Below are 11777 nucleotides of genomic sequence, written 5' to 3' on the forward strand. Positions count from 1 at the left end.
TTAAGTCATTAGTACTGTACGATACGAATCGATGTTCTTCAAAGACTCTCCTGTACCTCTTACAACCGCCCTTAACGGATCATCTGCAATATGAATAGGAAGTTTGGTCTTAAGAGCAAGGCGCTTATCTAGGCCTTTGAGCATGGCACCACCACCTGTTAAGTAAATTCCACGGTCATAAATGTCTGCAGAAAGCTCTGGTGGAGAAATTTCAAGTGCCTTAAGTACAGCTTCTTCAATCTTAGAAACAGATTTGTCTAGTGCAAAGGCAATTTCAGAATAGGAGATCTTGATTACTTTCGGGATACCCGTCATCAAATCTCTACCTCTAATTTCGTAATCTTCTGGCGGCTCTTCCAGTTCGGTAAGGGCAGAGCCAATAGCAATTTTCACTTTCTCGGCAGAACGCTCACCAATGAGGAGGTTATGTTGCCTTCTCATGTAATCAAGGATATCTTTTGTAAAAGTATCACCTGCTACTCGGATAGATTGATCACATACAATTCCGCTTAAGGCGATTACTGCAATCTCAGTTGTACCACCCCCGATATCGACAATCATGGAACCTACAGGTTCGTCTATCTTAATTCCCGTACCGATTGCCGCAGCGATCGGTTCGTAGATCATATAAACTTCCTTAGCATTGGCGTGTTCGGCTGAATCTCGAACCGCACGTTTTTCTACTTCTGTAATGCCCGAAGGAATACAGATTACCATACGATGTGAAGAGGGCATAAAGCTTCTCTTCTTTAGGTCGATCATTTTGATCATTCCTTTGATCATCATTTCGGCTGCTTCGAAATCGGCAATTACACCATCTTTTAGCGGCCGGATGGTTTTGATGTTGTCGTGTGTTTTCTCGTGCATATTCATCGCATCCTTGCCGATTGCCAATACCTTGTTAGTATTTCTATCGATAGCAATGATGGATGGTTCGTCTACAACGATTTTGTCCTTGTGAATAATCAGTGTATTTGCCGTACCAAGGTCGATGGCAATGTCACTTGTTAGGAAGTCGAAAAAACCCATTTAAGATAGTCTCCTTGTATTTTAATTAAAGAACTAAAGTAACGAATTACTTATTAATTCTTATGCTATGTAAATTAATGTTTAAAGTGTCTGGTGCCCGTAAATACCATAGCCATACCATGGTCGTCACAGAAATTGATAGACAACTCGTCTTTAATAGATCCGCCAGGTTGTATAACGGCTGAGATGCCTTCTCCGTGTGCTATTTCAACACAATCTGGGAAAGGGAAAAAAGCATCTGAAGCCATTACAGAACCATTCAGATCGAACCCAAAGGTTTTGGCCTTTTCGATCGCTTGTCTTAAGGCATCTACTCTAGAGGTTTGCCCCACGCCACTGGCTAATAGTTGACCATCTTTGACTAAAACAATGGTATTAGACTTGGTATGCTTACAAATCTTTGAAGCAAACTCTAGCGCTTCTTTTTCTGTAGCAGTTACATCTTTTTTAGTCACCAATTTGAAGTCTGCAGATTGATCAGAAACTAGATCGCGGTCTTGAACAATCACACCATTTAGCAAACTCTTGAATTGCTTCTGCGCTGTCAAGTTCTGTTTCTTAACTAATAGCACTCTATTCTTTTTCCCTTTGAGTAGTTCAAGTGCATCGTCATTAAAACCAGGAGCGATCAGCACTTCGAAAAAGAGCTTGTGCATCTCTTCCGCAGCTGCCAAGTCTACTGTTTGGTTGCAAACAAGCACCCCTCCGAAGGCACTCACTGTATCTGCTGCAAAAGCTCTTAGATAAGCATCTTTTACATCAGTGCCAATTGCCATACCACAGGCATTGGTGTGCTTGAGAATAGCAAACGCAGTCTCACTATTATTGAACTCTTCGATCAATGAAACTGCCGCATCAATGTCTACAAGGTTGTTATAAGAAAGCTCCTTGCCGTTAAGCTGGTCAAACAAATCATTTAATGGTCCGTAGAAGTGCCCTTCCTGATGAGGGTTTTCACCATATCTAAGCTGCTTGCCAGTGCGCTCACTTAATTTGAATTTGTCGAGGTCTTCTTCCTGATTGAAGTAGTTGAAGATGGCACTATCGTAGTGTGAAGAGATGTCAAACGACTCAGCGGCAAACTTTCTTCTGTTCTGTAAGTCAGAAGAGCAATTCTTCTCTTTTAGCAAGTTTTCCAACGCTGGATATTGCTCTCTTGAAGAGACGATAAGTACGTCTTTAAAATTTTTAGCCGCGGCTCTGATCAATGAAATACCACCAATATCGATTTTCTCAACGATGTCCTGTTCAGGAGCTCCTGAAGCTACCGTTTCTTCAAAAGGGTAGAGGTCAACAATGACCAAGTCAATACTTGGTATTTCGAACTCAGCGGCTTGTGACTGGTCTCCCTCATGATCTCTTCTGTAAAGAATACCTCCAAAGATTTTTGGGTGCAGGGTTTTGACACGACCCCCGAAGATTGAAGGGTAGCTAGTCAAGTCCTCAACGGGGATTACTTCAGCACCTTGATCTTCGATAAATTTTTGTGTTCCACCTGTAGAATAAATAGTCACTCCATTTGCCTTTAGAAGGTCGATGATTGGAGCCAGATTATCCTTGTAAAATACTGATACTAAAGCTGATTTGATTTTTAGTTGCGACATGTTGGAGGGGTAAAAACCGAAGTCGCAAAACTAGGAATTTTATATTGATTTCCGAATTACTTCAGCTACGACTTTCGGATAATTTTCGTGCTCTAATCGCAATACTTTTTTAGCAATTTCTTCGGCAGAATCTGAGCTGTCAATTGCACAAGAGACTTGAGCGATGATCTGGCCTTCATCGTAGTTTTCGTTGACAAAGTGGATTGTTATACCGGACTCAGTCTCTGCTGCAACTTTGACGGCTTTATGCACATTCATGCCATACATGCCCTGCCCTCCAAATTTGGGTAATAAGGCTGGGTGGATATTGAAGATTTTATCCGGATAAGCTTTGACAAGACCTCCGGGTATCAAGAGCATGAAACCGGCTAATACGATAAAATCTACCTTTTCCTTCTCTAAGATTTCAATGATAGTTTCCCCTGTTTCCCAGTAGGTGCGATTATAAACATGGTGTGGGATGGCAAAACGATTGGCTCGGTCAATTACCCCGGCAGACTTATTATTTGTAAATACAGAAACAATTTCGATTTCAGTATCATTCTGAAAGTACTCGAAGAATTTTTCGGCATTAGAACCACTGCCAGAGGCGAAAATGGAAACTCTTTTCTTTGTCATATCCAGATCATGCTAATGACACCCAGTAGCATAATAATTTTGCTTAATGTACTCAAGCGATTGTAAGCTTTCACGGTGTCAGCTTTGACTAGACCAAAGATCAGAAAAATAAGCATAACCAGTAACCCTATGGGTAGAATCATTGAAATATGACTTATCATTAAAAAGACAGTAATGAGAAAGCTTGCAGCTATCAAATATATAATCCACTTGGTCTTCGCGATTCCGAAAACTATGGGGATTGTCTTACATCCAAACCTTTCATCACCCTTCATATCTTCCATGTCTTTGATTATCTCACGAATGAGGGTGATAAAAGTCGCAAAAACAGCATAGCAGAGAATCAGATACTTTTTGTCTCCAAAGTATTCACTCACCAAAATAAGTGTGGTACCAGTCAAAAGTGCAACCGCAAGGTTGCCGACAATGGGGAGTCGCTTGAGCTGATTAGAGTAAATCCATAATAGGAAAGACGCTCCAAAATTGATGATGCCGATGGTAATGGAAAGGTAAAATCCGATGGCTACGGCTCCTAGGTTTAATGCAGTGTGTCCTGCAATTACCCATCTGCGCTTTAAGTCCTTACCTACTATTACACGTTGCGGTTTGTTGACCAAATCAATCTTAACATCATAATAGTCATTGATTAGGTATCCGGCCCCAGTGATCATTACGGTAGATGAAACCAATAAAAAGAATCCCTTGTCAGTAAGTATTTGATACCAGTTTTCTGCCCCACTGACTAAAAAAATGGCCGTAAGGTACTGAGTAAGCGCCACCATAAAGAGGTTAAAGCCTCTGATGAGCTTTAGATAGTTAAAAACCAGTGATGACTTGGGCTTGGTAATGCTTTGCATTGTTTCTATGTACGATGCAAAGCTAAACCTGTTTGCCTTAATTATAGTGACTTATGAGAACCATCACAGAAAGTACCATTATTCGAGTGCTTACAAGCACACCATGATACAGTCTTAGCTTCTTCGAGCACCACTTTTTCTGGGTTGAATGATGAGCCTTTGTGTGAACCATCGCAAAAAGGTTGGTTTGTGCTTTTACCGCAGGTACACCAAAAGTAAGTGCCTGCTTCCATTTCTAATCTTATAGGTGCTTTCTGAGGTATTTCGGGTGTTTCCATATCCCAAAAACTCTAAATCGTCACGATTGTTCTACTCTTGATAAAAATCGATAATGTGCTGTGAAACCAAACGATAGATTTCTGCTACTTGTGGGTCATTGGACAGAGAATCGAATTGTTTGTCGAGGGTTTCCATATCGCCTCTTTTCGCGGGTCCGGTTTGAGCGTTTTCAGGGCTGATGTCAAAGGATTTATTGAGCGTTTCTACAATCAAAGGCTTTAGCAATTCAAAATTGAGGTCGTTACTCGCCAAGATTTCCTTGGAAACGGTAAACATATGATTGGTGAAATTACATGCGAAAACAGCTGACAAATGAATGACTTTTCTCTGGCTGCTATTGAGAATATGCACTGAATGGCTAATACTATTGGCTATACCTCGGAGTAACTCAATGGTTTCCTCGGATTCACCTTCAATACAAATCGGAATGTTCGTGAAATCAAGGTCTTTTCCTTTGCTAAACGTTTGAAGCGGGTAGAATACCCCAATATTATGGGTTTGAGTATAGCCTAGCGCATTTAACGGAACTGTCCCAGATGTATGAACCAATGTTGAGTTATCGGGCAGCTCTAACTCTTGGGCTACTTCTTCGATACTATCATCAGAAATTGCCATAATGAAGAGGGAGGCATTCAGAGCTGAGAAGTCGAGCTTATCGCCCGTTGATGCATTGAAATAGTCCATTGCAAACTTTTCGGCTTTGGCAATGTCACGGTCATAGATATGACTAATCACATGACCACTATTCTCCAATGTTCTGGATAAGTGCCAGGCTACATTTCCGGTACCGAGAATGGCGATTCTTTGGCTCTTCATTGCTCGCGAATCTATGAATTATTTTGAGGCAACAACATTGATGGCTTCAACTAACCGTTCCATATCATACTTCTTGGTATACACATGAGGTGTAATCCTTGGTCCGTTGACCTGTTCCCATTTGATTGGGCTTGTATGGATCTTATGAGTGCTGAAAAGCGAATTATGAACAGGTCCTGCGTCCATTCCCTCTATGCCGAAATTAAAAAGAGCACCGCTGTGTTCTGGCTTAGTACTGGTATAGAATTTCACCTTGTCAATTCCCTTGACCTGATCTACCCAAAACTGTTTTAAGTATTTCAATCGAGCTTCTTTTCTTGCCGCTCCTATAGCATTGTGAAAGTCAATTGCTGAACCAATGGCTTGTTCTATGGCGAAGGAGCGTGTTCCAATGTTTTCAAACTTTCGAATATTGTCCACTTGATTTTCCGGAGAAGCGAGCAATGGCCATATATCCTTAATCCTTTCTTTCCTGATATAAAGCAAACCCGTACCGAAGGGAGCACACAGCCATTTGTGCAGGCTTGTGCCAAAAAAGTCACAACCCAACTCTGATATCTTAAAATCTAAATGTGCGAAGGTGTGAGCCCCATCGACAATTGAGTAGATACCATTGGCTTTGGCGAGAGCACATAAGGCTTTGGCAGGCATAATGTGTCCTGTCCAATTGATCATATGGGTAATGTGAAAGACTTTTGTCTTAGGTGTAATGGCTCCTTTGAATTTCTCTATAACCTCCTCATCGCTTTCCATAGGAATGTTAAAGTCTAACCATTTAAGGACAATACCATCTCTTTTTTCTCGCTGTTTCCAGGCGTTGATCATGTTTGGGTAATCGTACTTTGTCAATACTACCTCGTCACCTGCTTTTAAATTGAGTCCGAAGATTACGGTGTTAATTGCTTCCGTGGTATTTCGGTTAATGGCCAACTCCTCAGAATTGACACCTGCCAAGGCTGCTAATTTATTCCTTAATGGCTCTCTTCCCTGATCCAAAATCCTCCACATATAATAAGAGGGAGCCTCATTCGCATAGGTATAATATCGGTTTGCTGCATCTTGAACAATCTTTGGTTGAGGACTAACCCCACCGTTATTCAAATTAATGATCTGATTAGAGGCGGTATATGCCTGTTGAATTCGTGCCCATAATTCTTCGTTTTGGGCAGCGATTTCTGGGCTCAAGGTATTGAGCTCCTTAAAAGCGTCAACGATGTCGGCAGCTATTGACTTTTGAAAAAGCGAACCGATGGAAAGTGTTCCTGCTGTAAGGAAGGTCTTTCTGATAAAAGATCTACGATTGTTCATTGGAGTTGAATTGGCTTCAACTCAAATTAGTGAATTTAGGATATAACAGAAACGACTCTTATGCGAAGCCTTTATCTCGCATCTTCACAAACTCTATATAACGTCTTCTGGTGGCGATAATAAAGCCAATGATCATAATGATCGTTCCGATCCAAAGAATATTGATCTGCGGTTTCTCTAATGACTGAATGATAATATAGTCTTTTTGCGTAGTCTGAATACCAAACTGGACCGAGCCATCTTGAGGGTTAATACTCTCGAATGTAAGTCTGGAGGCAATCTCCTGATTCATAAGGGTACGCTTCCTCTCAAAGTTATCTTGAATTACATACAATGGTTGGAGTGTATAATTGTTTCCGCCCTCAGCAAAGACTGTAATATTTGCTCTAACGGCCACATCTTTGGGGCTTAAGTTTGCAAAAGGCACACTTGGAATCCTTTCAAAGCCATTATAAATGGCTACATAATCATTGATAAAGAACCTCTGTCCAATAGAGTCGACCTTAATAATTTCTTTCTCACTCCATTGAGTAAACTCATCCTCAAAATCATTGCTCAATGCCACATAGGTATAGATGTCACGGTTCCATTGCTTCTTGATATCAGGTGAAACAATGGTTTGACCCATGTTTTCATTTTTCTGGGTTCTAGGGTAAAGCGTGAATTTCTTTCCCGAACTCATAGATGTGTATTCCACTTCGTGGTAGGTGTTCTCTGGGGTTCTAAAATAAAGTGTATCACCAAGAGCTGCATACTTAATACCCTCTTGAATTATGGGTTGGATGGCTACTTTGTAATGAGGATCATTTGTTTCTGCCAAAAATGACTTTTTGATATAGCCAGGTATTCCTCTTGCGCTGAGCCCTTCGCTTTTATAAAGTAGTTGATAACCAGCCACGGGTTTTGGGTCGTTCAAAAAGAGGATAACCATATTGTTATTCTGCTCTTCCGTTAGATCGTTGCTAATCTTTCTTGTTAAGTTCTTAGACAAAACCCTTGAATAACCTTCGGAGAACATAATACCTAAAAGTATCATGGCAATACCTATGTGGGCTACAGATCCCCCAGTCAGCTTATAACTTCTAGACCTGAACAGGTTGATTAGGATATTGCTATTCGAAACAATAGAGTATACCCCAGCTACCAAAATGGCAATATATACTGGATTGTAGATTTTGGCGGTGGTAAAGATCAGAGCCGAGAGTAGTAGTGAAACTATTATGGGTAATGCTAATGCTGATTTGAGCTTTTCCTTATCCATTTTCTGCCAGAAGAAGAACTGACCAGTACCTGATAAAAGTGCAATCGCTATGGCAAACCATAGCTGCCATTGAGAATAAAACTCAACTTGGTTGGCAGGCTGTGCCAAGGAAGAAATTCCGCCAAAGGCCTCAATGATGGAATTAAATACAGGAAACGATGTTGGCACGATTACTTGAAATGCCATCAAGCAAAGGGTTAAAGCACCTATAAAAATCCAGAACTCTCTGGAATAAGTTGATGCCTCTTTTTCTGAAGTTGGTATGTGCTTCCATCGAATGGCAGCCAATGCAATAGCGCCAATCAAGAATACAAATAGGTATACAAGCAATTGTCCGGATAGTCCAAGGTCTGTAAAGGAGTGCACTGAGGCATTACCCAAGATTCCGCTTCTTGTTAAGAATGTGGCATAAAGAATCAATAAGAAAGTAGAGATGACCAAAACGATAGAGGTCTTCAAAGCAGTTTCACTTTTCTTAAAGACAATCATGGTATGCATACTGGCTATAAGCACCAGCCATGGTACATAGACAGCATTTTCGACCGGATCCCAATTCCAATAGCCACCAAAGTTTAGGGTCTCATAAGCCCAGTAACCACCCATAATGATTGCCGTACCTAGAATTACACCACCGAAGATTGTCCATGGTAAGGCCGGTCTTATCCAGTCTGTAAAGTCTTTTCTCCAAAGCCCTGCTATGCAGAACGAGAATGGCACGAGTGTTAGAGAGAAGCCTAAGAAAGTCATTGGTGGATGTATGACCATCCAATAGTTTTGGAGCAACGGATTTAGACCTGTACCGTCCTCAGGAACGAAATTCGGATTGATTAAAAATCGAGCATCACTAAGCACATCTCTCAACAGGATAAAGGGAGAGCTCCCAAGTTTGAAGTCACCAATTACAATGCCTAAGATCATTGAGGTAAGAAAGACCTGAACCAATGCAAAAACAGTCATTACTGGAGCCTCCCATTTCTTATTGGTTCCGATAAGCACAAAGCCTAAAAGTGCATTCCAGAGTGTCCAAATTAGGAAGCTACCTTCTTGGCCTTCCCAAAAACAAGCGATCATGTAATGAACCGCCAAGTTTACGGAAGAGTGACTCCAAGCGTAGTGGTATTCGAAATTGTGATTATAGATAATCAGAAAGAGCGTGACAGCTGCCGCAATGACTGCAACACCATGCGCAATAAAGATCTTTCGCCCAAAACTGACCCAAGAATCTTTACCAATTTCGTTATTGACAGCAGCCTTTCCATACGCATAGGTAGCCAATATTGACGCTACAAACGATATGATTACAAAAATGTGTCCTGCGTTTCCAATGGCGAGGTTTATAGTTTGAGGGTTCAAGGGGAAAGAGTTAAGATTTTTCGGATTTATTTCTAATCAACACGAAGAGCATGGATTGTATCTCATTAATTTCTTGATCTAACTTGACCCAAGTTTCTTGATTAATGAACTCAAGGTCTTTTGATAACTCAATTAGATAATCTACTTCATTTGCAGAACCTAGAGCAATACTCAAAAACTGTATAAACTCTTTTTCACTTTTTCTACCCGACCCCTCTGCAATATTTGTAGGAATAGAAGCAGAAGCTCTTCGTAATTGACTTACTAACCCAAACAACTCTTCTTTTGGAAAGTTTTGGGTCGATTTATAGATGTCTAAAGTTAATTGGTGGGATTTTGTCCAAACATGTAGATTCCTAAAACCCTTCATCCTTTCAACTTACATCTTCAAACTATAAGGAGGTTTCTTCGTATTTAGAAGGACACTTTAAGAGTACCTTGTCCGCCATAAAGCGATCATTTTTGTACCCTCCGATTACCACAACTTTTTCAGAATTTAAGAGATCGGATGGCATTGGGCTATTTAAGAAAACCTTTTGCTCTTTTTGATTCTCGTCTACCAATATGAATTCGACAGTCAGCATATCTGAACTAGGCTGCACACCTACAATTTGGCCACCGCTGTTTTTCTTTAGCTCACCTACAACATGGATTGAACCTGATTTGCCATTTTCAGATAGTGTATAAGCCTCATCAAAGGTTACATAAGAACTTGCACTACTTGAGGTTGAGACGATAACAGCTATGGCTATAGCGATTACGACAATACCAATTAGACTTGACTTTTTCATAATCTCCTCGTTTTAGTTTTCAGGTGTAAAAGTAAATCACAAACGCCTAAGAATTAACCTTTTCGCCAAAAACCTCACCCTCAATTTTGGAGAGTTTTCGATCAATTCTAACCGCATAGAAAGTAATCCCTAAAAAGATGATTAAAATGACTCCAACGACCACATAGATTTTGCCGTTTTCACGCATTCTATCTGCCATGTCAACACTCTTGTTATCATAGTCAGATTGTGTGATTTCATGTTTTTCACCAGCCTTAACTTTATCTAAGTCAACTTGTGCGAAGGCAGGGATACTAACCAATAGCAAAAGGATTAAAACGATTTTCTTCATCTCAATTTTCTTCAAGTGTTTTTTCAATTCTTTTATACCGAACTCTAAGCTCGGCCAACCAAACCCCCATCAATGTCCACCCGATTACTGCTGGGTATAAAACCATTTTAAGCTGGTCATCAGAATCGAAGAAGTTGAGTGCCGGGTTCCCACCATTCCCAGGGTGAAGAGAGCTTTCGGCCATTCTTGGAAGAATAAACAATAGTGGAATCATTGCAGCATAGGCAAAGATGCTATACACACTGCTAATTCTCGCTCGCTGTTGTTCGTCCTGAAGCGAATTCCTCAGCACCAAATAGGCCAAATAGATAAGTAGACAGATAGCTGCAGCATTTTGCTTAGGGTCCCCGCTCCACCATTCTGACCAAGTGAACTTAGCCCAGAGCATCCCCGTCAGTAAGCCTAGGACACAGAAGAGAATTCCAGCTTTTGCCAATTCTACTGACTTCATGTCAAAGTCAATTTTACCTGTTCTCAGGTATTTGATTGCATAAACTACAGAACCCGTCAGCATAATGATCATCCCAAACCACATGGGCACATGAAAATGAAGGTTTCGAATAGTTTCATTAAGAATAGCCAACCTCGGAACGTCTAATAACAATCCACTAATGATTGTATAGGTAACTAGGAGAACAGCGAGAACTTTCCACCAGACTTTTTTCATGCCTTGATTTTATGGTCTGTTTTAATCATCAACGGATTATGATATACTATACCCAACCCGTAAGCATTTAGCTGCGCCAAAGATAAGGGAATAGCAAATAAGAAACAGCTATAATGATGGCATTAATAGCTACTAGGATCAGCATATCATCAATGTATACACCTCTATCCAATCCATCCATTGCTGATTTAGAAGTCTTGATGATGATAAGTAAGAGAGGAATAAGCACTGGAAAGCTAAGGATAGCCATTAATGAGCTACTGTTGGGTGCTTTTGAGGCAATTCCAGAAATCATTGTAAGCGCGGATGCCAAGCCCATAGACCCGAGACAAATGACAAGAAGAAACATTGGCAAGTCATTTACTAGACTACCCATAAAGAGGCTGTAGAATAGTAGTCCGACTAGGGCCATTGATACCATTAATAAAGAGTAATAGATAGTCTTGGAGATAATAAAAGCTTCTGCCTTGGCTAGAGAATAATAGTAAAGTAGTCTGCCCTGTGATTCTTGAATGAAGCTTTTTGCAACTGCGTTAGTCGCGGTGAATAATATAATAATCCAGAAAAGGGCATTCCAGGTAGGTTCGTCAATCGCTCCGGCCTTCAGCTTAAAGCTCATATAGACAACAAAGATGGTTGAAGCCAAATAGAGTAAAATCCCATTTAGAGCATAGCGCTGACGCCATTCAGATAGGAATTCTTTTTTGATTAAAGTGATAATACTTGGGCTCATTTTCAGACTCAAAGTTAACATTCAAGCTGAGAAAGTTTAACCAGTTAGCGATACTTCAGTTGCTGACAGTTTATAATTTCGCAATGTGGTGATGGTCTATGAATAATAGGTTTATTAATTTGTAGTTAAC

General features: G+C 40.5%; 13 protein-coding genes. All 13 read right to left on the reverse strand.

Translation table 11 applies throughout. The features are described from left to right. The 13 genes from J4E76_RS10890 to J4E76_RS10950 all read right to left on the reverse strand — a co-directional run bounded on the left by J4E76_RS10890 (position 1) and on the right by J4E76_RS10950 (position 11647). The gene (locus tag J4E76_RS10890; protein WP_208504068.1) at positions 1–1029 is read right to left on the reverse strand and encodes a rod shape-determining protein; all 1029 of its coding nucleotides are present in this window, start codon (positions 1027–1029) and stop codon (positions 1–3) included. 74 nt (positions 1030–1103) lie between these two features. Next, positions 1104–2633 (reverse strand): bifunctional phosphoribosylaminoimidazolecarboxamide formyltransferase/IMP cyclohydrolase, encoded by a 1530-nt coding sequence (gene purH / locus J4E76_RS10895; RefSeq protein WP_208504070.1) that lies wholly within the window; start codon positions 2631–2633, stop codon positions 1104–1106. 39 nt (positions 2634–2672) lie between these two features. Then, positions 2673–3251: a phosphoribosylglycinamide formyltransferase gene (locus J4E76_RS10900; RefSeq protein WP_208504072.1), complete on the reverse strand. Its 579-nt coding sequence runs from the start codon at positions 3249–3251 to the stop codon at positions 2673–2675. Continuing rightward, a complete protein-coding gene (locus J4E76_RS10905; protein WP_208504074.1) occupies positions 3248–4108 on the reverse strand; it encodes a geranylgeranylglycerol-phosphate geranylgeranyltransferase in 861 nt (286 codons plus the stop codon). Before J4E76_RS10905 ends, J4E76_RS10900 begins: the two co-directional genes overlap by 4 nt. Before the next feature lie 41 nt (positions 4109–4149). Next, complete coding sequence (locus J4E76_RS10910) at positions 4150–4386, reverse strand: CDGSH iron-sulfur domain-containing protein (RefSeq protein ID WP_208504076.1); 237 nt, start codon at positions 4384–4386, stop codon at positions 4150–4152. A 31-nt stretch (positions 4387–4417) separates the two neighbouring features. After that, the gene (locus tag J4E76_RS10915; RefSeq protein ID WP_208504078.1) at positions 4418–5203 is read right to left on the reverse strand and encodes a Rossmann-like and DUF2520 domain-containing protein; all 786 of its coding nucleotides are present in this window, start codon (positions 5201–5203) and stop codon (positions 4418–4420) included. Positions 5204–5221: 18 nt separating this feature from the next. After that, positions 5222–6511: an aminotransferase class V-fold PLP-dependent enzyme gene (locus tag J4E76_RS10920; RefSeq protein WP_208504080.1), complete on the reverse strand. Its 1290-nt coding sequence runs from the start codon at positions 6509–6511 to the stop codon at positions 5222–5224. A 58-nt stretch (positions 6512–6569) separates the two neighbouring features. Next, entirely contained in the window at positions 6570–9125 is a 2556-nt protein-coding gene (gene ccsA, locus J4E76_RS10925; RefSeq protein ID WP_236017389.1) for a cytochrome c biogenesis protein CcsA, read from the reverse strand. A gap of 10 nt (positions 9126–9135) precedes the next feature. Then, positions 9136–9495 carry a four helix bundle protein gene (locus tag J4E76_RS10930; protein ID WP_208504082.1) on the reverse strand — a complete coding sequence of 120 codons (360 nt, stop codon included), beginning with the start codon at positions 9493–9495 and terminating at the stop codon, positions 9136–9138. 22 nt (positions 9496–9517) lie between these two features. Next, complete coding sequence (locus J4E76_RS10935; protein WP_208504084.1) at positions 9518–9916, reverse strand: cytochrome c maturation protein CcmE; 399 nt, start codon at positions 9914–9916, stop codon at positions 9518–9520. 46 nt (positions 9917–9962) lie between these two features. Further along, on the reverse strand, positions 9963–10247 hold the full coding sequence (locus J4E76_RS10940) for a CcmD family protein (RefSeq protein WP_208504086.1): 285 nt from the start codon (positions 10245–10247) through the stop codon (positions 9963–9965). 1 nt (position 10248) lies between these two features. Continuing rightward, entirely contained in the window at positions 10249–10914 is a 666-nt protein-coding gene (gene ccsA / locus J4E76_RS10945; RefSeq protein WP_208504088.1) for a cytochrome c biogenesis protein CcsA, read from the reverse strand. 67 nt (positions 10915–10981) lie between these two features. After that, positions 10982–11647, reverse strand: a complete 666-nt coding sequence (locus J4E76_RS10950) for a heme exporter protein CcmB (protein WP_208504089.1) — start codon at positions 11645–11647, stop codon at positions 10982–10984. Positions 11648–11777 lie beyond the last annotated feature (130 nt).

Source organism: Roseivirga sp. E12 (genome assembly GCF_017592825.1).
In the GTDB taxonomy this organism is placed as follows: Bacteria; Bacteroidota; Bacteroidia; order Cytophagales; family Cyclobacteriaceae; genus Roseivirga.

What these genes read in the sequence shown, in the direction of transcription:
- J4E76_RS10935 (WP_208504084.1), bottom strand. Translation starts at nt 9,916, where the DNA reads ATGAAAAAGTCAAGTCTAATTGGTATTGTCGTAATCGCTATAGCCATA.
- J4E76_RS10900 (WP_208504072.1), bottom strand. Translation starts at nt 3,251, where the DNA reads ATGACAAAGAAAAGAGTTTCCATTTTCGCCTCTGGCAGTGGTTCTAAT.
- J4E76_RS10920 (WP_208504080.1), bottom strand. Translation starts at nt 6,511, where the DNA reads ATGAACAATCGTAGATCTTTTATCAGAAAGACCTTCCTTACAGCAGGA.
- J4E76_RS10890 (WP_208504068.1), bottom strand. Translation starts at nt 1,029, where the DNA reads ATGGGTTTTTTCGACTTCCTAACAAGTGACATTGCCATCGACCTTGGT.
- J4E76_RS10910 (WP_208504076.1), bottom strand. Translation starts at nt 4,386, where the DNA reads ATGGAAACACCCGAAATACCTCAGAAAGCACCTATAAGATTAGAAATG.
- J4E76_RS10950 (WP_208504089.1), bottom strand. Translation starts at nt 11,647, where the DNA reads ATGAGCCCAAGTATTATCACTTTAATCAAAAAAGAATTCCTATCTGAA.
- J4E76_RS10915 (WP_208504078.1), bottom strand. Translation starts at nt 5,203, where the DNA reads ATGAAGAGCCAAAGAATCGCCATTCTCGGTACCGGAAATGTAGCCTGG.
- purH (WP_208504070.1), bottom strand. Translation starts at nt 2,633, where the DNA reads ATGTCGCAACTAAAAATCAAATCAGCTTTAGTATCAGTATTTTACAAG.
- J4E76_RS10930 (WP_208504082.1), bottom strand. Translation starts at nt 9,495, where the DNA reads ATGAAGGGTTTTAGGAATCTACATGTTTGGACAAAATCCCACCAATTA.
- J4E76_RS10940 (WP_208504086.1), bottom strand. Translation starts at nt 10,247, where the DNA reads ATGAAGAAAATCGTTTTAATCCTTTTGCTATTGGTTAGTATCCCTGCC.
- J4E76_RS10905 (WP_208504074.1), bottom strand. Translation starts at nt 4,108, where the DNA reads ATGCAAAGCATTACCAAGCCCAAGTCATCACTGGTTTTTAACTATCTA.
- ccsA (WP_208504088.1), bottom strand. Translation starts at nt 10,914, where the DNA reads ATGAAAAAAGTCTGGTGGAAAGTTCTCGCTGTTCTCCTAGTTACCTAT.